An 18,695-nucleotide genomic window follows, 5' to 3' on the forward strand; every position below is an offset into this window, starting at 1 on the left:
ATCACCTCGGATTGGCTGGTGGCGATGTTGGAACGGCAGCCGAAGGAACGGCCCCAGGCTGTTTTAAATCGTCCAGTGACTCATTCTGACTTTCGGCGTTTTCATGCAGGATGGCCTGCTCCGCCTGCTGGTTCAGCACTAAAAGACTGATACGACGGTTGATGGCATCATCCGGCCCGCGGTCGGAAACGCGCATGGTTGCGGCCATGCCGACTACGCGCAGTACCTTGCCATCATCAAGCCCACCTGCCACCAGCTCGCGACGCGAGGCGTTGGCACGATCGGCAGAAAGCTCCCAGTTGCTGTATCCTTTCTCCCCACTGGCGTACGGGAAATCATCCGTGTGTCCTGACAGGCTGATTCGGTTAGGAATGCCGTTCAGCACCGGTGCAATGGCACGCAGAATGTCGCGCATGTACGGTTCGACTTCCGCACTCCCGGTTTTAAACATTGGGCGGTTCTGGCTGTCGATAATCTGAATACGCAGCCCTTCCTGCACCAGGTCGATCTTCAGATGCGGGCGCAGCGCGCGCAGCTTCGGATCCGCCTCAATCAGCTGATCGAGATCGCCACGCAGTTTCTTCAGACGCGCCTGCTCCATCTTTCTTTTCAGCTCGTCGATGTTCGGCTCTTTTTTCACCTCACCCTTCTGCTGGGTGTAATCATCGCCGCCACCCGGGATCGGGCTTTCGCTGTTAGAGATACGCGGCCCACCGGCCACCGCCGTTGCCAGCGGCGTACGGAAATATTCGGCAATCTGGATCAGTTCTTTTGGGCTGGAGATGGAGATCAGCCACATCACCAGAAAGAACGCCATCATTGCGGTCATAAAGTCGGCGTACGCAATTTTCCACGAGCCGTGCGCGCCATGCCCGCCGCCCTTGTGCTTGCGTTTTTTTACGATGACGATCGGATGGGACTGGTTTTTCATGCGTCCTCAGTTGTCGTCTGTTGGTTTGGGTTTTTCACCGCACGCACGTGTTCTTCAAGCTCGATAAACGACGGACGCTCGCTGGAGTAAAGCGTTTTACGGCCAAACTCAACCGCGATCGGTGGCGCGTAACCGTTGAGGTTAGAGAGCAGCGTGATCTTCACGCACTGCATCATTTTGGTGGTTTCCGCGCTCTTCTGGCGCAGAACGCTCGCCAGCGGCGAGATGAAGCCGTACGCCAGCAAAATACCGAGGAAAGTCCCCACCATCGCGTGGGCAATCAGCGCGCCCAGCTCGGCTGCCGGACGGTCCGCCGAGGCCAGGGCGTGAACCACGCCCATTACCGCGGCAACGATACCGAATGCCGGAAGCGAGTCGCCGACCAGCGCCAGGCTGTTGGCCGGCACTTCAGATTCGCTTTCGTGGGTTTCAATCTCTTCGTCCATCAGCGCTTCGATTTCGAAGGTATTCATGTTGCCGCTGATGATGAGTCGCAGATAGTCGACGATGAAATCCAGCATCATGGCGTCAGCAAGAATTCGCGGATAGCTGGCAAAAATTTCGCTTTCTTTCGGGTTTTCAATATCCCGTTCAAGCGAGAACATGCCCTGCTGACGCGACTTCGCCATCAGGCGATAGAGCAGTGCCAGCAGATCCATATACATACTTTTGGTGTATTTCGAGCGACGGAACAGCAACGGAATCGCTTTCAGCGTGCCCTTGATCGATTTACCGTTGTTACCAACGATAAAAGCCCCTACCCCTGCGCCGCCGATGATAATAAGTTCAGCCGGTTGATAGAGTGCTCCAAGGTGCCCGCCGGTCATCATGTAACCGCCGAAAACTGTACCGAGAACTACCAGGTAACCTAATAAGATAAGCACGACATCATCCTTCCGCTAGTGACTATGGCAAGGACGTCCAGCTCGCAGCGTTTACCGTTTGCGGGGTAAAAAAAAGCAGCGGTAATTGCTTACCGCTGCTGGAATCTTTCCCACACGTTCGGGTTAAACAGCTTGTTCGATCTGTTCATCCAGCAGTTGTGGAATAATATCGGCAGCATCCCGGGAAAGTTTACGTCTTTTTACTGCGCGGGATGGAGGCTGACATAAACTACAGGCGAAGCTGCCTGCAGGCTGATGAGCATGGGTAATAAAATTGCCGTCGCAGCAGTTGCAGCGCGACAGTTCAAGCATTCCGCTCTCAACAAAACGCACCAGCGTCCATGCGCGGGTCAGCGCCAGCAGAGGGCCTTCTTCCTGCTGTGGGCATTGTTCAAGGTAAAGTTTGTACGCTTTGATCACGGCGTCAACGCCGCTGCACAAACCGGTTTTGAGAAGATACTGCCAGGCATTACAGAACATGGAAGCATGAATATTCTGCTCCCACGTCATAAACCAGTCGGTAGAAAACGGCAGCATGCCTTTCGGCGGGGGACTACCACGTAACTCTTTGTACAGCTTGATGAGACGACCACGGCTCAGCTGAGTCTCGCTTTCCAGCATTTGTAAACGAGCACCCAGCGTAATCAGCTCCATGGCCAACTGTATGTCACGCGCTTCCTGAACAATGCTTTTCTCGCTCATTGCTAGGCCCTTTTCTTACGGGCTGCGTCATCAGGCTGGCTGATTTCGTTAAGCAAGCGAGTGGAAAGAAGAATACCGGTATGGATCTGTTGGAGATCGTCCACACGGGATTCCTGCGTCAGACGCGTTATTGTCTGCGAATCATCGAAACGGAACTGGCAAACCAGTTGATTCGTTTCAGCCAGTTTAACCATCTGCGGGAGGGTTAAGCCGCCCAGCATGGTTGCCATTTCTTCGTTAATACCCAGACGAAACATCGCGGACGCCTTGTCCTGACTAATCAAACGCTGCGCGAGCAGTAAATACGACAAATTGATGTCATAGATATGTTTTAGCAACTCGGATGTATGCATTGTTCCCATCCCGAATAACCAACTATTATTTTTATGCGGAAAGACCGCACCCCGTGATGTCGCCGGGAAATCACCCGGTATAAAAAAGAAAAGGCTAAATGCATAGTTGAATTTAGGTTTGTATTCACTGAAACCGTAAGAGAGAAACCGCGAATGCGTCTCTTACATGATTTATCATTTCTTACAAATAACTAAGATTTTTCCTAATTCGACGCAAACTCTACTCGTCAGTTTTGACACATACAATCCAGCCACCCTCAAATTTAAAAAAAATGTGATCCACGTCACACAATTTAAGTGAATATGACCCATAAATCCATCAGTATGACTTGTAATTTGTTCAATATTTATACAATCAGTACTGTTTTGTATTCTTAATTGACGAATACTCATGCAGAAGGGTGATCCAAACTGGCATACAACGTGCTTTTCCTGCCGTAAGCGCCGCGCGGAAACATTTACATCAGGCCCCTCTCCTGGAAACATTTTTCTTACCGTGAAAAAACATATAGTTATGCAGCTAGTACAAAAAAGTTGTTTCAGAACGTTATCATTCGAAATGAGTTTGTAACGCATCAAAACGATTTAACAGTCAAAGCGTGGATTTGTGTGATTTACGTTAAGTTGTTAATTTTTTTCATTTAGGCGCATTTTTCAGTTATTCTTCTTATAAGAATAATTAATGAATAATTATGATAAGCTTCACACTAATGTCGTAATCTGCTCTTGCAGAACCGGAGATTTCGCGGTAAAGGTGGTTAAACGCTGTCTTTCAGACATCCAAGGAGTGCGCCATGAGTTACTCCCATCTTCTTGTTTCCGTTGCAGTTTCTCCCGAAAGCCATCAACTCGTCGCCCGGGCAGTTTCCATTGCCAGACCCCACAATGCCCGCATCAGCCTCATCACGCTCGCTGCCGAGCCGGAGATGTATAATCAGCTGGCCGCCCCCATGCTGGAGGATATTCGCGAGGTTCTGCAGGAAGAAACGCAGCAATTTCTGCGCGAATTAGTGGAAAAGGCACAATATCCTGTTTATGAGACCGTTATTGCGACAGGGGAACTTAACGCCCATATTCTCGATATGTGTCGTAAACAAAATATTGATTTAGTGATTTGCGGGAACCATAACCACAGCTTTTTATCGCGGGCAGCCTGCGCGGCGAAAACTATTGTCGCGTCGAGCCAGGTCGATGTGCTATTAGTGCCGCTTGGGGGGCATTAACCCCCCAGCAGTAAATCAGGCGAGTTTAGGGAAGGTCGCGATCTTTTTTTGCAGATCGCCTTCATGACTCTGCGGAGCGATATCCCGGAGATCCTGAATGAAACGCGCCTGCCAGTGGTTAATATCGTTCTTCCGGATTGTTTCCATCATGTCAGCATGGCGGGAAATACGTTCCGTGAGCGGCATTGTCAGGGCGCGATTCAGCGCGTTAGCCACGTCATCCCTGTCGTAAGGATTAACGATGAGCGCCGACGTGAGCTCATTTGCGGCCCCGGCAAACTGGGAAAGCACCAGAACACCCGGGTCGGCAGGGTCCTGGGCCGCCACATACTCTTTCGCCACCAGGTTCATCCCGTCGCGCAGCGGCGTGACAAGCCCAACGTCCGCATAGCGGAAGACCTTCATCAGGATCTTACGGTCAAAGTGTTGATTCAGGTAAAACAGCGGCGTCCAGTCCAGCTGGCCGTAGCGGCCATTAATGCGCCCTGCTTCTGTCTCCAGCTGATGGCGAATATCCTGATAGGCCTGAACCTCACCGCGCGACGTCGGCGCGATCTGGGTATAGCGGATTTTCCCGTGATGCTGCGGGTATTTATCCAGCAGCGTTTCATACGCCAGGAAGCGTTCCGGTAGCCCTTTGGAATAATCAAGACGCTCAACCGAGAAGATATTTTTCACGTGCTTGAGTTCATTCTTAAGCTGCGCCAGCTTCGGCGGCAGCGGGCCGGAAGCCTGCTCCGCGATTTCGTCAGGTTCAATCCCTATTGGATAGACCTCGGTGTGGAAGGTTTTCCCCCACGCCGTATGGGTTTTCCCGCCTTTGGTCACCAGACGCGCTTTGCCAGACACGGAGTCAAGGAACGCGAGGCGGTCATTTTCGGTCTGGAACCCAAGCAAATCGTAATCACACAGCGCCTCCAGTAGCTCTTCATGCGGCGGCAGCGCGGTAAAAATTTCCGGCGTAGGGAACGGGATGTGCAGGAAGAAGCCAATGCGGTTATTTACCCCCCTCTTTCGCAGCTCGCGCGCGAAGGGCAGCAGGTGATAATCGTGGATCCATAAAATATCGTCTTCTTCGATTAATGGCAGCAGTTTATCCGCCAGGAGCGCATTCACGCGCGAGTAGCCTTCGAAGGATTCACGCTGGAATTTGACCAGGTCAAGACGATAGTGAAACGCAGGCCACAGGACGGCATTTGAGAACTGCGAGTAATACTCGTCATAGTCTTTCTCTTTCAATGCAAATGAAGCCCACGTAATGTTTCCGCGCGTCACCTTTTTGAGCGGTTTCTCTTCTTCACTGATTTCTCCACTCCAGCCAAACCACAGCCCGCCAGCGGCTTTTAAGGCACCTAACACCCCTACCGCCAGGCCACCTGCACTGGCTTTTTTATCGTCAGGCGGTGCGATTCGGTTAGAGACGACGACTAAGCGACCCATAATGGTTTCCCCCTTTGCTTTGCGCTATTTGTTGTTGTTGCTGGTTAGCGATGTCAGATATCCACTGCCAGACGCTGGCGACATCCGCCAGTCGCCATTCGGCAACGGTGTCACCAGGCCCCACCTTGACGGCGATCCCTTCGGCCTGATTCACCACGCGAAACCCGGCCTCGTCGGTCAGGTCATCGCCAATAAATACCGGTGTACGTCCCTTAAATGGCGGTTCCGCCATAAACGCCGCAATAGCAGCACCTTTATTAATCCCCTCAGGTTTTATCTCAACGACGCACTTCCCCGGCTGCAGCGCGAGCTGCGGGTGTGCATCGGCCACGCTGCGAGCAATCGCAAAGACCGCCGCCTCGTGATGCGGTGCCTGCCGATAGTGCAAAGCGAAAGCCATGCCCTTCGCTTCCAGTTCAGTGCCCGGAAGCGACTCAAGCGCCGAGGAGAGTTGAGTGTGTAGCGCCTTAATTAAGGTCTCAGGAAGTGATACAACGTGCAGTTGATCATGGATATCGCGGCGCTCCGCTCCGTGTACACCGGCTAGCGGAAAGTGGTAAGGACTGGCGAGCACGTCCAGCTCGGCCATTGAGCGCCCTGAAATCAATGCCAATGCGCCCTCGTTCAGTCTTGAGAGCTGCTGCAAATTCTCTAGCACCGTATCCGGGACGACCACGTCGTCAGGATGCGGCTGGATCCCGGCGAGCGTCCCGTCGAGGTCAAAAAAGAAAGCATATTTTCCGGGCAGTACAGGCGGTGCGGTTAACAAGTCAGCCACCCTTTTCCTCCTTACGGTTTACGAGAGGTAAACGCCTTTACCTCTTTCATAGCCATGTAAGTATAGACAGTGTGACGTGGCTCGCCATTTGACAACCGCCCCGCCAGTATTACTGGCGAGGCGGTTAAGGGGTCAACTATGGTTATAAGTTGAGCAATAAAAGGTGGGAAAAAGGACTAAACGGTACGCTTCGCTTTTTGCTTGTAACGGTCGAAAATCACCGCTGCCAGCAGGATCAGGCCACGCACCACGTACTGCGAGAATGGCGAAATATTCAGCAGGTTCATGGCGTTCTCTACCGTGCCTAAAATCAGGATACCGGCCACCACATATGAGATTTTTCCGATGCCGCCCTTGAGGGAAACTCCCCCTAAAACGCAGGCCGAAATGACGATCAGCTCGTAACCAATAGAGGTCATCGGCTGGCCGCTGGTCATGCGCGACGCAAGAATAATTCCCGCGGCGGCAGAAACCAGCCCTGAGAGCACAAAGATAATAATCTTGGTTCGCACTACCGGCACCCCGGCCAGACGAGCGGCCTCTTCGTTACCGCCAATCGCCAGCGTATTGCGGCCAAAGGTGGTCCGGTTGAGCAGGAAGCCGAACAGGATCAGGCAGGCCACGGTCAGCCAGATTGGCGCAGGCAGACCCAGCCAGTTGGCGTAACCCAGGGTAAAGAAGCGCTCGTCTTCAATCCCCACCGCTTTACCGTCGGAGATGATATAGGCCAGCCCGCGGACAATTTGCATTGTCGCAAGCGTGGTGATCAGGGCGTTAATCTTCAGGCGTGCGATAACAAACCCGTTCACCAGACCGCTGATGACGCCGAGTAGCAGACCGGCCAGAACGCCAATCCACAGGCTCTCCGTCATGTTGATCACCACTGCCGTCGTGACGCCCGCACAGGCAATCACCGACGCTACCGACAGGTCAAAATCGCCGGAGGCCAGACAGAACAGCATCCCGCAGGCCACCATCCCGGACATGGAAATGGCCAGCCCCAGCCCCTTCATATTAATGAAGGTGGCAAAGTTAGGAACAAAGATCGCGCAGGCGAGGAACAGCGCGGCAAAGACCACAAGCATGCCGTACTGATCCCAGATACGTCCAAAACTCAGCGCCGACTTCGACTTCGGCGCTCCGGATGTAGTAACAGAGGACATCATTAACTCCTTACTCAGGCGACAGCCTGGCTGACTTTAGGCATGGCGAGGTTCAACGCCTGTTGTTCATTCGCCTGTTCATGAAGTAATTCACCGGCAATTTCGCCTTCACGCATCACCACAATGCGGTCGGCCACGCCAAGCACCTCCGGCAGATCGCTGGAGGCGAAGAGCACCGCCACGCCGCGTTTTGCCAGCTCATAGATCACGTTATAAATCTCGTGTTTTGCCCCCACATCGATACCGCGCGTCGGCTCATCCAGCAAAATGACCTTCATATCTTCGGACAGCCAGCGGCCTAAAATCGCCTTCTGCTGGTTTCCGCCTGACAGATTCATGATCAGCTGTTCCGGACCCGGCGTTTTAATATTCAGAGAGCGAATATGGTGGTCGGCATTGCTCGACTCCCAGCCATCGTTTATCAGGCAGCCTGCGCGAATAAACTTGCGGCGAGCGGAAATATTGATGTTGTCGCGTACCGAATGCACCGGAATAATCCCCTCGGCTTTACGGTCTTCCGGGCAGAGCATCATGCCCGCCCCGATCGCGTGGGCCGGTTTCTGGATATCGACCCGTTCACCATCAATAGAAACCTGCCCTTCGGTAATACGGGTTCCACCGAACAGGCCTTTCATTAATTCACTGCGCCCCGCCCCCACCAGACCAAACAGGCCGACAATTTCGCCGCTGCGAACGGATAACGAAATCGGCGTGCGCACGCCCGGCGCTTTGACGCTGTCCAGGCGCAGGCGTTCAGGGCCATACTGACGCGGCTGCCAGTGATAAATATCACCCAGCTCGCGTCCGACCATCGCCTGAACAAGCTGGTCATGGTTAACCTGCTGCATGTCGGTAAAGGTGCGCACATAGCGCCCATCTTTAAAGACGGTGATGGCGTCGCTCAGGGCAAATATCTCTTCCATGCGGTGCGAGACATACAAAATCGTACGGCCTTCCTGACGCAATTCGCGGATCACGCGGAACAGATTTTCTATTTCACGCGCAGAGAGCGAACTGGTGGGCTCATCGAAGGCGATAATTCTGGCGTTACGCGCCAGCGCCTTGGCAATTTCAACCATCTGCCACTGGCCGATGGAGAGATATTTCAGCGGCGTCTGGGGATCGACGTCCAGACCAAGATGTTTAAGCTGCAGCCCCGCTTCATAATTAAGTAGCGAACGATTTACCACGCCGCCTTTGTGCGGGAGCTGTCCTAAATAGATGTTTTCCGCCACGGTCATCTCAGGAATGAGGTGCAGCTCCTGATAGATGATCGCAACCCCGGCATTGAGCGCCGCCGTGGTATCGGCAAACGCCACCTCTTCGCCGCGAATGGCCAGCGTGCCGGTCGTAGGCGCATAGTTGCCGCTGAGGATCTTCAACAGCGTGGATTTCCCCGCGCCGTTTTCCCCCATCAGGGCGTGAACCTGGCCGGCATAGCAGTCGAAGCTGATATCGGTCAGCGCGTTAACACCGGGGAAAGTTTTCCCGATGCCGCGAAAAGAGAGATACGGATCAGACTGTCGCATAACGTCTCCGTGATTCCTGTAGTGTGTACGTCTGGCCCCTCACGAAGCATGAGGGGCACAATCACCGCGTATTACTTACCGCCCAGCCCTTTTTTCGCCAGCTCCTCTTTGAAGTTGTCGCGGGTAATCAGCACCACGTCGGTCACTTCGGTAAATTTCGGCGGTTCGGCCCCTTTGGTTACCCAGTTGTAGAGCATCTCACTGGATTTGTAGCCGTGAACGTCCGGGCTCGGCAGCAGAGAACCGTAGAAGCCGGTCGCTTGCGCTTTGGACAGCTCGCTGACGGCGTCAACGCCGTTGATGCCAATCCCGATCACGTCAGGCGCTTTGAAGCCCTGGCCTTCCGTCGCGCGTACCCCGCCCAGCACGGTGTTGTCGTTCATGCCGACCACCAGCCAGTGTTTGACCTCCGGATGCTGGACCAGCATAGAGTTCGCGGCGTCGAAAGCGCCCGGGATATCGTTGGATTTGGTTGGGACTTTATAGATCTGTTTTTCCGGGAAGCCGGCCGCTTTCAGCGCATCCATTGAACCGGTGGTACGACGACGGGCGGTGTCCAGCTCGTCAGCCGTGATTGCCATTACCGCGGTCTCTTTGACATCCCAGCCGCGCTTTTGCATCTCTTTATAGAGTTCCTGGCCCTGGCGTTCGCCGATTTTGGTCGCCGCCATCATGACCAGCGGGACGGTGTCCATCGGCTTGCCTTTGGCGTTAACGAACTGATCGTCAACCGCGATGACCTTCATATCGTAACCGCGCGCTTTCGCCGCGATTGCCGACCCCAGCTTTGGATCCGGGGTACAGATAACGAAACCTTTTGCACCGCTGGCCGCCAGGCTGTCGATGGCGTTCAGGGTTTTTTCGCCGTCAGGCACGGCGATTTTAATGACTTCAAAACCTAAATCTTTCCCGGCTTTATCTGCGAATTTCCACTCAGTCTGGAACCAGGGCTCTTCGGGCTGTTTTACCAAAAAACCGAGTTTTAAATTCTCAGCGATAGCGGATTGTGACATAACGGCAGCCAGACCGATGGCCGCCAGCGCTTTAGTAAATTTGTGCATGGTAAACTCCAGCTTTAGCATTCTTTTCTGTAGGGAATAAGTGCGTGCTTCTTATTTAATCGGACTTAAAACAAGGCATTAGCGCTTACCTCGTCATAAGCGTTATTGCTGGTGATAGTTTTAGCGGGAAATTAATCATCCATAAGAGAGCCCCATCACACCGCAGAATTACAGTAATTGCGTACATAAATTCAGCGAAAAATGACATAAAAAAGGCGGGATTTGTCAGACAAATAGAAAGGGATTAAGCAGAATTATCCATAAGATTAGCCAAGATATCCCTGATGCCCCTCAGCGGGCAAAACGCAACTGGCGTTAAAGGGGTTCAACATGTTTTTCATCAAGGATGTACAACGCACCTGTAAAAACGTTATTTCGCAGAATTTGATTTAGCGCAATTTTATTGGCACATCATATATTCGAAACGATTAAACCGTATTTCTCTTTTTCTCGGAGTAATATTCCAACTTAATATTCCCGAAAGAGTAACAGTGCACTCCAACGGTAAAAAACCTTAATTATTAGAGCTTTAAATAAAATTCCATTCATGGCGAGCTAATTTTATTTCTGTACTATATTAAACTTTGTAATGTATGGTAAACACAGCCTAATTAAGAGTTTTCTTAGACCAAAGACAAGGGTATGCTTATTTATATCGAACACAGGAAGTGAATTTCGGTCGACTTCGGTCACGGCAGAATGTCTATTTCTGCTCTTTTCTTCGTATTTGCCTGGCGCTCAGGTTAAGCAACGGACATCACGTCCCACAGTCAATAAGGATATGAGTATGGCTACCCAAACGATGATGCAAAAACTTAACGCGCAGATGAACCTTGAGTTCTACGCCTCGAACCTGCACCTTCACTTAAGTGCGTGGTGTGCCGAGAATAGTCTTACGGGGTCTGCTACATTCTTTCGCTCGCAGGCGCAAAGTAACGTCACCCATATGATGCGTGTCTTCAATTTTCTGAAAGCCGCAGGGGCAAATCCTGTCGTTAAAGCCCTTGATGGGATCAACGAAAACTACTCCTGCCTGGAAGAACTGTTTCAGAAAACGCTTGAAGAGTATGAGCAACGCTGCAGCACGCTCAGCAAACTGGCCGATGAAGCCAAAGCGCAGCAGGACATTACGACGCTCAAATTCTTACGCGATATGGACAAAGAACAGCAGCAGGATGGCATGCTGCTGAAGACGCTGGCGGATGAGATCCATCAGGCGCAGCAGGCGGGTTTATGTCCTGAGCAGACCGACCGTCATCTGCTCGACATTGTGGCGGTGCAGCAACACTGATGTTTTTAGCCGGCTCCCCCGGACGGGAGCTGGCCCCCTTCACATCTCCAACCATCTGCTTTTGCTGACATTTAACAAATCTGATCTGGCTCCCAATGATTAACCACACAACGTGTGATGATTTATTTAGTTACATAATCATTGACGAGGGAGCATCATGATCACCATTGAGTTTGTTGTCATTCTCCTCTGCCTGCTGACGGGTACGCGTTTCGGCGGTATGGGGCTGGGGTTAATCAGCGGCATTGGTCTTTTTATTTTATGTTTTGTCTTTGGTCTGCAACCGGGTAAACCGCCGGTTGACGTTATGCTGACCATCCTTGCGGTGATTGGCTGTGCGGCTACGCTGCAGACTGCGGGCGGCCTCAACGTCATGATGCAGTTTGCTGAACGCCTGCTGCGCAAACATCCGCAGCACATCACCCTGCTCGCCCCTTTCACCACCTGGATGCTGACCTTTCTGTGCGGCACCGGCCATGTGGTCTACACCATGTTCCCCATCATTGCGGATATCGCCCTGAAAAAAGGGATCCGCCCGGAGCGCCCCATGGCCGTGGCCTCGGTGGCATCACAGATGGCGATTACGGCATCCCCCGTTTCCGTTGCCGTTGTGTCGCTGGTGTCCATCCTGGCGGCCCAGCATGGGATCGGCCACGCGTGGGGGATCCTGGAAATTCTCGCCGTGTCGGTTCCCGCTTCGCTTTTCGGCGTAGCCATTGCGGCCCTGTGGAGCTTACGCCGTGGGAAAGATCTGGCTGACGACATAGAGTTTCAGGAAAAGCTGAAAGATCCTAAGCAGCGCGAGTTTATCTACGGCGGTACGGAGACGTTAATGAATCAGCGTTTCCCTAAACAGGCCTACTGGTCCACGTGGATTTTCTTTGCCGGTATTGCCGTGGTCGTTTTGCTGGGGGCATTCCCGGAACTGCGCCCCGCCTTTGAAGTGAAAGGCAAAATGACGGCGCTGTCGATGAACCTTGTCATTCAGATGATGATGCTAATTGCGGGCGCCGTGATGCTGATGGCCTGTAAGGTCAACGCGTCGGCTATTTCCAACGGCGCGGTGTTCAAGGCCGGTATGGTCGCGATCTTCTCGGTGTTCGGCGTGGCGTGGATGAGCGATACCTTTTTCCAGGCGCATCTCGACGAGTTAAAGCTGGCGCTGGAAGGCGTGGTGAAGAGCCACCCGTGGACGTATGCCATTGTGCTGTTTCTGGTGTCAAAACTGGTGAACAGCCAGGCGGCTGCGCTGACGGCCGTTGCGCCAATGGGCCTCATGCTGGGCATCGACCCGAAAATGCTGATCGCCTTTTTCCCGGCGTCCTACGGCTATTTTGTCCTGCCGACCTATCCCAGTGATTTGGCCTGCATCGGCTTTGACCGTTCAGGCACCACCCGCATCGGCAAATTTATCATCAACCACAGCTTTATTCTGCCTGGGCTGATTGGAGTAAGCTGCGCGTGCGCGGCGAGCTACCTGCTGGTCCAGACGTTCTTTTAACAGCATCAAAGGGCGACACGTGCCGTCGCCCCTTTCCCTGCTTTAGTGGGACTCACCCTGCGGCGTGAATCGCAGCTCAATCAGCGCGATGGCTTTCTGGATCGCACGAAGCGTAACCGGGTCAGCGGCAGCAGGATGGCTGGCGAAATCGATGTTTTTCAGCTGCGTAGACATCTTCTCGCGCACTTCAACCGGCGCAATCACGTCCAGAACATCAAGGATTTGTTTGATAACCAGCTGACAGGCGACAACGTCAGAGACCAGTTCCTGATCGGCGCTCAGGTTTTGTGACATGGGTTTTCTCCTTATTTAAAGGCCGCCATAGTAGCAAAACACGCCCCCTGTCATCTTCCCTTCATCGCCTGCAGGTACAAAAAAACCCGCCGAAGCAGGTTTTTTTATCAGAACATGGCGCCTGGCGGCACGTCTTTGAACGTGCGGCAGTAATTGGCCCACATGCTTTTCAGGATTTTGCGCAGTTTCACGATGATGCTCCATTAACTTGTTATACAACTTTATTGTCAACGTGCTTATAATATGACCACCATCACAAAAATCAATCCTTTTGTGATACTCATCACATTCTTATCAGGATTTGGCCTGATAGCGCTCCCCTCTCACCCGTTGCGAAGAGTGAGGGCAGATTGTCCGGCTATTCCAGGCATTGCAGCGGGCATCTGCGGGTACGATAAGGTATTTCCATCCACTCAGAGCGAACCATGAAAAGAGTCATTGTAGCCGGCACAATCCTGCTGCTCGCGGGGTGTAGTATTAACCGCCAGGCTGAAGTCAGCAGCCTCGACGCGCCGAACGGCATCGTCCGCCTCGATTACGGCCAGGCAATGCTGCAAAATGCGTATTCCGATGAGTATGTGAATAACGGCACGGCAGCAAAAGCGTGTCAGAGCATGGGGTATGCCACTGCCTCAGCCTATGGTCAGCCCATTAAAACCTGCACCCTGACGAGCGGCTCTTTGTGCCTGAACGAGAGCGTGACTATCCAGTATAAATGTATGGGTTACGCCGTTAACCCTAAGACAAATAATCCCTGGTATTAATCAACGCTGCCAGCGTTTGCTGGCAGTTTATTTCATTACGAACAAAAACAATTCTCATTAATAAATTATAAAAATCGCCAATGCGTTTTATTCCCATTCGTATTTTAAATAAATAAAATAAAAAATTTACGTTTTGCAAATAATTAAATAACAAATTATAGTGTCGCTCATTGTGAACCAGAAATAATAATCCGGAGCGTCACCATGCTGAAAACTGAAATGATCGACAAGCTCAACGCACAAATGAACCTTGAGCTTTTTTCATCCCTGCTCTACCAGCAGATGAGCGCCTGGTGCAGCTATCACAGCTTCGAAGGTGCGGCCGCGTTTTTGCGTCGTCACGCTCAGGAAGAGATGACCCACATGCAGCGTCTGTTTGATTATCTTACGGATACGGGCAGCCTGCCGCGCATTGAAACCGTGGCTTCACCTTTTGCTGAGTATAATTCTCTCGATGAACTCTTCCGCGCCACCTACGAGCACGAGCAGCTGATCACGCAGAAAATTAACGAACTGGTCCACGCCGCGATGACCAGCCAGGATTATCCAACCTTTAATTTCCTGCAGTGGTATGTCGCTGAACAACACGAAGAAGAGAAGCTGTTTAAATCCGTACTGGATAAATTGTCTCTGGTGGGGAAATCCGGCGAAGGTCTTTACTTTATTGATAAAGAACTTTCCACCCTCGATACGCAGAATTAATTTCAGCGCGGTGCCGAAAACCGGCACCGCGCTAATTTACATACACCCCGCACAGCTGGTGCAGCGCCAGTCATGAGGATTCACCGCCTGGTAAAAATAGCGGTAGCTGGACGTCTCCAGCGGAATACCCACCTCGAAGAACATATCCGTTAACCAGTCGACATTCTCAACGATCCACTCATCTTCCTGTAAGCCTTGTGCAAAGGTTTCATCTTCAGGATCGATAACCGAATAGATTGCCCAGGTGCCCATATCCTTTTCGCGGCGGGACTCGGGAAGTATCAGGGGTTGGTTCTGCCAGCTGATTATCCAGTGCCCATGGCACAACAGGTTACCTCCCCGACTCCATGCCGCGGTGAAGGGATTCTCTCCAGCCATAAAACCCTCACTTAATTTGATAATTTATATTTATTGTTTACGTTACGCCGGAATATCGCCCAGCAATAGTGCCCTTATGAAGTAGGCATCCGCCTAAAAAGGATCAGAGCACCAATAATCCGTAAATTATTCATTACACTACTTGTAACGGTGATTTGACGAATTACGGCTTTTCCCTTACTCTGCGCCGCAGATTTTGTCGCGGTTAAGCATCGTTGTAGAGGAAAGCGTGAAAAACAGAACCCTGGGAAGTATTTTTATCGTCGCCGGAACGACAATTGGCGCAGGAATGCTGGCCATGCCCCTGGCGGCCGCGGGCGTAGGATTTGGCATGACCCTGGTACTGCTGGGGACGCTCTGGGCGCTGATGTGTTACACCGCCCTGCTGCTGCTTGAGGTTTACCAGCACGTCCCCGCCGATACCGGTCTGGGTTCGCTTGCGGCGCGCTATCTGGGACGCTACGGCCAGTGGATAACCGGCTTTAGCATGATGTTCCTGATGTACGCCCTGACCGCCGCCTATATCAGCGGCGCCGGGGAACTCATCGCCTCCAGCGTCAACGACTGGTTTGGCTCTGACATTACCCCGGCGACGGGCGCTATCTTCTTTGCGCTCATCGGCGGCGGCGTGGTCTGCGTGGGTACATCGCTGGTCGATCTGTTTAACCGCTTTCTGTTCAGCGCCAAAATTCTCTTCCTGATTATCATGCTGGTGCTGCTGGCCCCGCACGTGCACAAGGTCAACCTGCTGACGCTGCCGCTGGAAAAAGGGCTGGCGCTTTCCGCGATCCCGGTCATTTTCACCTCGTTTGGCTTCCACGGCAGCGTGCCGAGCATCGTCAGCTATATGAACGGCGATATCCGCAAGCTGCGCCGCGTCTTTGTTATCGGCAGCGCGATCCCGCTGATCGCCTATATTTTCTGGCAGCTGGTGACGCTGGGCAGCATTGACTCTTCGACCTTTATTGGGCTGATGGCGCAACACGCTGGCCTGAACGGTTTTCTGCTGGCGCTGCGCGAGGTTGTTACCTCCCCGCACGTGGAGCTGGCGGTACACCTGTTTGCCGACCTGGCGCTGGCAACCTCGTTCCTGGGCGTGGCGCTCGGCCTGTTTGATTACCTCGCCGACCTGTTCCAGCGTCGCAATACCGTAGCCGGACGGTTACAGACGGGGGCGATCACCTTCCTGCCGCCGCTGGGTTTTGCGCTGTTTTACCCGCGCGGGTTTGTGATGGCGCTGGGGTATGCGGGGGTAGCGCTCTCTATCCTGGCCCTGCTGCTCCCTTCCCTGCTGGCGTGGAAAAGCCGCCAGCAGCATCCTCAGCAAGGGTATCGCGTGGCGGGAGGAAAACCGCTGCTGTGCGTGGTGTTTTGCTGTGGTGTGGTGATTATTCTGGTGCAGGTGTTGATTGCAACCGGGATGCTCCCGGAAGTGGGTTAAATAAAAAAGGGGCTATCATCAGCCCCTTTTTTTATCAGTGCAAACAGCAGCTCTTAAACTTCTTCCCGCTGCCGCAAGGACACGGATCGTTACGTCCGACCTTCGTGCCGTTCACCGTCGGCTTCTTCACTTCCGGCTGCTGCGGATTGTTTACCCAGTATTGATATAAACGCAGTGCCGCAGGCTGGATACGCTCTATGCTGGCGATATATTCCTCTTCGGACAGTTCATCCAGCTTTTCGCTGTTCTCTTCCGTCCCGTGCAGGGCTATCACCTCAAGATCGGCCTTGAGGGCTTCCGGCAAGGCTGACCAGTCCGTCAGCGCCACGCCGCGCATGTAGCCATAACACCACTCTTCCACCACGGTATAGCTCTCACCGTCCACGTCGTTATAGCCGAACATAGGTTCAAACTGATCCGGGTACTCGCTCAGGCGCTCGGCAATATCGTTCATGTGCTTAAAGCAGAGATCGATAAAACGGTTCATTTCCCGATCGTTTTTCCAGCGCGGGATATATTTCTCGCCGCCCCACACCGCCACCAGCCAGGCATCTGGCTCAACGACAACAGGACCGGAAAGCACCGCGGTTAGCATGCCGTCCAGTTCGGACACGTCAATCACGGACGCATCATCATGACCGTAAGACATTAACGTCTCTTCAAGCCACGCCATTTCGCTTTCATTCAATGGGCCTTCAGTCATCGCTGACACTCCTGCAAAAGGAAACGATCCTAACACATATCTCACGCCTCTCCGGGCTGAAGTTTAGGTCTTTATTGCTGCAAAAACGTGCAAAGCGTGACCTTTGCACAACTTATGGGCTTTATTGTTAACGATATGTGATCTCCGCTGTAATTTCTTCTCCTCCCGCAAGGCGGCATATCGCGGCGCTCTATACTCAGACATGTCACAAGCCCGTCAAAGGGTTAACCATTCTGGCAACGTTTTTGCTTAATGTTCTTCGCGCGACGCTGCGCAGGGATACCTCGCCGTACATGCAGGATGCCGTCTGTATCTTGTTCGTTTAGTGCATTTTGTTCTTGCTCGTGTTTCGGATTGGCTGCGCCGTCGGCGTTCGGGTTTACGCCGTGGTGCAAAAACCTCTTTGCTAAGGAACATAATAATGTCGCTGAAATTTATCAGAACTCCTCTTTCTCTTGTGTTGGCCGGTTGCCTGGTGACGGCGTTTTCCGCCCGGGCAGATATTGTGATTGGCGTGGCCGGGCCGTTCACGGGTCCCAATGCCACCTATGGCGATCAATACTGGCACGGCGCAACGCAGGCCGCTGAAGACATTAATGCCGCAGGCGGCATTAACGGCGAGAAGATCAAACTGGTTCAGGGGGATGACGCCTGCGAGCCCAAGCAGGCCGTGGCCGTGGCCAACCGTTTAGTTGACCAGGATAAGGTCAACGCCGTGGTCGGCCATTTCTGCTCCTCTTCCACAATGCCCGCCTCCGAGGTGTATAGCGACGCGGGCATTATTTCGATTACCCCCGGCTCAACTAACCCGCTGATCACCGAACGCGGCATGAGCGACATGTTCCGCATGTGCGGACGCGACGATCAGCAGGGTCAGGTTGCCAGCGACTTCATCATCGACAAGCTGAAAGCCAAGCGCGTGGTGATTATTCACGATAAAGACACCTATGGTCAGGGTCTGGCTGACGCCACCAAAGCGGCGCTGGCGAAACGCGGCGTTCAGGATGTGATGTATGAGGGGTTATCCCGCGGTGAAAAAGACTTTAACGCGCTGGTGACGAAGATCGGCGCGCAAAAACCGGACGTCGTGTTCTTCGGTGGCTGTCACCCGGAAGCCGGTCCGCTGGTTCGCCAGATGCGCGAACAGGGCGTGCAGGCGAAATTCTTCTCCGGCGACTGTATTGTCAACGAAGAGATGGTGACCGCCGCGGGGGGCCCGCAATACACCAACGGTATTTACATGACCTTCGGTAAAGATCCGCGTCTTATCCCCGACGGTAAAGCGGTTATCGAGAAATTCCGCGCAGGTAAATTCGAACCAGAAGGTTACACCCTTTACTCCTATGCCTCCGTACAGGCTATTGCCGCAGCCTTCAAGGCCACCGGCGGCAAGGACTCCGCCAAAGCCAGCGAGTGGCTGAAAGCCAATTCCGTCGACACGGTGATGGGCAAAAAAGCCTGGGACAGCAAAGGCGATCTGAAAGTGTCTGACTACGTGGTTTATCAGTGGGACGACAAAGGAAAATATAAGGAAGTGCAGTAACGGGACGGAGTCAT

Annotated in this window: 20 protein-coding genes; 7 read left to right on the plus strand and 13 right to left on the minus strand. The window is 52.9% G+C overall.

Annotation, left to right across the window (positions count from 1 at the left end; translation table 11 throughout):
• Nucleotide 1: 1 nt before the first annotated feature.
• From motB to flhD, 4 genes are all read right to left on the minus strand, one after another.
• Nucleotides 2-931, minus strand: a complete 930-nt coding sequence (motB, locus tag WM95_RS14860; protein WP_008500418.1) for a flagellar motor protein MotB — start codon at nucleotides 929-931, stop codon at nucleotides 2-4.
• Nucleotides 928-1,815 carry a flagellar motor stator protein MotA gene (motA, locus tag WM95_RS14865; protein WP_008500417.1) on the minus strand — a complete coding sequence of 296 codons (888 nt, stop codon included), beginning with the start codon at nucleotides 1,813-1,815 and terminating at the stop codon, nucleotides 928-930. The genes motB and motA overlap by 4 nt, the downstream gene beginning before the upstream one ends.
• A gap of 123 nt (nucleotides 1,816-1,938) precedes the next feature.
• Nucleotides 1,939-2,517 (minus strand): flagellar transcriptional regulator FlhC, encoded by a 579-nt coding sequence (flhC, locus tag WM95_RS14870; RefSeq protein ID WP_013096051.1) that lies wholly within the window; start codon nucleotides 2,515-2,517, stop codon nucleotides 1,939-1,941.
• A gap of 2 nt (nucleotides 2,518-2,519) precedes the next feature.
• On the minus strand, nucleotides 2,520-2,870 hold the full coding sequence (gene flhD, locus WM95_RS14875; RefSeq protein ID WP_023312264.1) for a flagellar transcriptional regulator FlhD: 351 nt from the start codon (nucleotides 2,868-2,870) through the stop codon (nucleotides 2,520-2,522).
• A 794-nt stretch (nucleotides 2,871-3,664) separates the two neighbouring features.
• Here flhD and uspC point away from each other — a divergent pair.
• Nucleotides 3,665-4,093, plus strand: coding sequence for a universal stress protein UspC (gene uspC, locus WM95_RS14880; RefSeq protein ID WP_063408351.1), 429 nt, complete (start codon nucleotides 3,665-3,667; stop codon nucleotides 4,091-4,093).
• A gap of 15 nt (nucleotides 4,094-4,108) precedes the next feature.
• Here uspC and otsA read toward each other — a convergent pair whose 3' ends face one another.
• From otsA to araF, 5 genes are all read right to left on the minus strand, one after another.
• Entirely contained in the window at nucleotides 4,109-5,533 is a 1,425-nt protein-coding gene (otsA, locus tag WM95_RS14885; protein ID WP_088544826.1) for an alpha,alpha-trehalose-phosphate synthase, read from the minus strand.
• Complete coding sequence (gene otsB / locus WM95_RS14890) at nucleotides 5,508-6,311, minus strand: trehalose-phosphatase (protein ID WP_047173092.1); 804 nt, start codon at nucleotides 6,309-6,311, stop codon at nucleotides 5,508-5,510. The genes otsA and otsB overlap by 26 nt, the downstream gene beginning before the upstream one ends.
• A 176-nt stretch (nucleotides 6,312-6,487) precedes the next feature.
• Entirely contained in the window at nucleotides 6,488-7,474 is a 987-nt protein-coding gene (gene araH / locus WM95_RS14895; protein WP_023312268.1) for an L-arabinose ABC transporter permease AraH, read from the minus strand.
• A gap of 14 nt (nucleotides 7,475-7,488) precedes the next feature.
• Nucleotides 7,489-9,003, minus strand: coding sequence for an L-arabinose ABC transporter ATP-binding protein AraG (gene araG, locus WM95_RS14900; RefSeq protein ID WP_047173093.1), 1,515 nt, complete (start codon nucleotides 9,001-9,003; stop codon nucleotides 7,489-7,491).
• Nucleotides 9,004-9,074: 71 nt separating this feature from the next.
• Nucleotides 9,075-10,064, minus strand: coding sequence for an arabinose ABC transporter substrate-binding protein AraF (gene araF / locus WM95_RS14905; protein WP_003859687.1), 990 nt, complete (start codon nucleotides 10,062-10,064; stop codon nucleotides 9,075-9,077).
• Between the two features lie 787 nt (nucleotides 10,065-10,851).
• Between araF and WM95_RS14915 the strand changes: the two genes are divergently transcribed.
• A complete protein-coding gene (locus WM95_RS14915) occupies nucleotides 10,852-11,355 on the plus strand; it encodes a non-heme ferritin-like protein (protein WP_088544827.1) in 504 nt (167 codons plus the stop codon).
• A gap of 157 nt (nucleotides 11,356-11,512) precedes the next feature.
• Nucleotides 11,513-12,856 carry an anaerobic C4-dicarboxylate transporter gene (locus tag WM95_RS14920; protein WP_023312271.1) on the plus strand — a complete coding sequence of 448 codons (1,344 nt, stop codon included), beginning with the start codon at nucleotides 11,513-11,515 and terminating at the stop codon, nucleotides 12,854-12,856.
• Between the two features lie 42 nt (nucleotides 12,857-12,898).
• Here the strand turns inward: WM95_RS14920 and WM95_RS14925 are convergent, their stop codons facing one another.
• Together WM95_RS14925 and azuC are read right to left on the minus strand one after the other, a co-directional pair.
• Nucleotides 12,899-13,150, minus strand: coding sequence for a DUF2766 family protein (locus WM95_RS14925; RefSeq protein ID WP_008500405.1), 252 nt, complete (start codon nucleotides 13,148-13,150; stop codon nucleotides 12,899-12,901).
• Nucleotides 13,151-13,257: 107 nt separating this feature from the next.
• Nucleotides 13,258-13,341, minus strand: coding sequence for a stress response protein AzuC (azuC, locus tag WM95_RS14930; RefSeq protein WP_014884364.1), 84 nt, complete (start codon nucleotides 13,339-13,341; stop codon nucleotides 13,258-13,260).
• 234 nt (nucleotides 13,342-13,575) lie between these two features.
• Between azuC and yecR the strand changes: the two genes are divergently transcribed.
• Complete coding sequence (yecR, locus tag WM95_RS14935; RefSeq protein ID WP_063408353.1) at nucleotides 13,576-13,914, plus strand: YecR family lipoprotein; 339 nt, start codon at nucleotides 13,576-13,578, stop codon at nucleotides 13,912-13,914.
• A gap of 204 nt (nucleotides 13,915-14,118) precedes the next feature.
• Nucleotides 14,119-14,616 carry a non-heme ferritin gene (gene ftnA / locus WM95_RS14940; protein ID WP_014884366.1) on the plus strand — a complete coding sequence of 166 codons (498 nt, stop codon included), beginning with the start codon at nucleotides 14,119-14,121 and terminating at the stop codon, nucleotides 14,614-14,616.
• Nucleotides 14,617-14,652: 36 nt separating this feature from the next.
• On the opposite strand, the gene WM95_RS14945 is transcribed toward ftnA, so the two are convergent.
• On the minus strand, nucleotides 14,653-14,994 hold the full coding sequence (locus WM95_RS14945; protein ID WP_045404419.1) for a hypothetical protein: 342 nt from the start codon (nucleotides 14,992-14,994) through the stop codon (nucleotides 14,653-14,655).
• 229 nt (nucleotides 14,995-15,223) lie between these two features.
• On the opposite strand from WM95_RS14945, the gene tyrP reads away from it, so the two are divergent.
• Nucleotides 15,224-16,435 carry a tyrosine transporter TyrP gene (gene tyrP, locus WM95_RS14950; RefSeq protein WP_063408354.1) on the plus strand — a complete coding sequence of 404 codons (1,212 nt, stop codon included), beginning with the start codon at nucleotides 15,224-15,226 and terminating at the stop codon, nucleotides 16,433-16,435.
• Between the two features lie 34 nt (nucleotides 16,436-16,469).
• On the opposite strand, the gene WM95_RS14955 is transcribed toward tyrP, so the two are convergent.
• On the minus strand, nucleotides 16,470-17,138 hold the full coding sequence (locus WM95_RS14955) for a YecA/YgfB family protein (RefSeq protein ID WP_047741686.1): 669 nt from the start codon (nucleotides 17,136-17,138) through the stop codon (nucleotides 16,470-16,472).
• Nucleotides 17,139-17,559: 421 nt separating this feature from the next.
• Between WM95_RS14955 and WM95_RS14960 the strand changes: the two genes are divergently transcribed.
• A complete protein-coding gene (locus tag WM95_RS14960; RefSeq protein WP_059445062.1) occupies nucleotides 17,560-18,681 on the plus strand; it encodes a branched-chain amino acid ABC transporter substrate-binding protein in 1,122 nt (373 codons plus the stop codon).
• Nucleotides 18,682-18,695: the final 14 nt, after the last annotated feature.

The organism is Enterobacter cloacae complex sp. ECNIH7 (genome assembly GCF_002208095.1).
Lineage (GTDB): Bacteria > Pseudomonadota > Gammaproteobacteria > Enterobacterales > Enterobacteriaceae > Enterobacter > Enterobacter cloacae_M.

What these genes read in the sequence shown, in the direction of transcription:
- motB (WP_008500418.1), bottom strand. Translation starts at nt 931, where the DNA reads ATGAAAAACCAGTCCCATCCGATCGTCATCGTAAAAAAACGCAAGCAC.
- flhC (WP_013096051.1), bottom strand. Translation starts at nt 2,517, where the DNA reads ATGAGCGAGAAAAGCATTGTTCAGGAAGCGCGTGACATACAGTTGGCC.
- flhD (WP_023312264.1), bottom strand. Translation starts at nt 2,870, where the DNA reads ATGCATACATCCGAGTTGCTAAAACATATCTATGACATCAATTTGTCG.
- uspC (WP_063408351.1), top strand. Translation starts at nt 3,665, where the DNA reads ATGAGTTACTCCCATCTTCTTGTTTCCGTTGCAGTTTCTCCCGAAAGC.
- otsA (WP_088544826.1), bottom strand. Translation starts at nt 5,533, where the DNA reads ATGGGTCGCTTAGTCGTCGTCTCTAACCGAATCGCACCGCCTGACGAT.
- araH (WP_023312268.1), bottom strand. Translation starts at nt 7,474, where the DNA reads ATGTCCTCTGTTACTACATCCGGAGCGCCGAAGTCGAAGTCGGCGCTG.
- araG (WP_047173093.1), bottom strand. Translation starts at nt 9,003, where the DNA reads ATGCGACAGTCTGATCCGTATCTCTCTTTTCGCGGCATCGGGAAAACT.
- araF (WP_003859687.1), bottom strand. Translation starts at nt 10,064, where the DNA reads ATGCACAAATTTACTAAAGCGCTGGCGGCCATCGGTCTGGCTGCCGTT.
- WM95_RS14915 (WP_088544827.1), top strand. Translation starts at nt 10,852, where the DNA reads ATGGCTACCCAAACGATGATGCAAAAACTTAACGCGCAGATGAACCTT.
- WM95_RS14920 (WP_023312271.1), top strand. Translation starts at nt 11,513, where the DNA reads ATGATCACCATTGAGTTTGTTGTCATTCTCCTCTGCCTGCTGACGGGT.
- WM95_RS14925 (WP_008500405.1), bottom strand. Translation starts at nt 13,150, where the DNA reads ATGTCACAAAACCTGAGCGCCGATCAGGAACTGGTCTCTGACGTTGTC.
- yecR (WP_063408353.1), top strand. Translation starts at nt 13,576, where the DNA reads ATGAAAAGAGTCATTGTAGCCGGCACAATCCTGCTGCTCGCGGGGTGT.
- ftnA (WP_014884366.1), top strand. Translation starts at nt 14,119, where the DNA reads ATGCTGAAAACTGAAATGATCGACAAGCTCAACGCACAAATGAACCTT.
- WM95_RS14945 (WP_045404419.1), bottom strand. Translation starts at nt 14,994, where the DNA reads ATGGCTGGAGAGAATCCCTTCACCGCGGCATGGAGTCGGGGAGGTAAC.
- WM95_RS14955 (WP_047741686.1), bottom strand. Translation starts at nt 17,138, where the DNA reads ATGACTGAAGGCCCATTGAATGAAAGCGAAATGGCGTGGCTTGAAGAG.
- WM95_RS14960 (WP_059445062.1), top strand. Translation starts at nt 17,560, where the DNA reads ATGTCGCTGAAATTTATCAGAACTCCTCTTTCTCTTGTGTTGGCCGGT.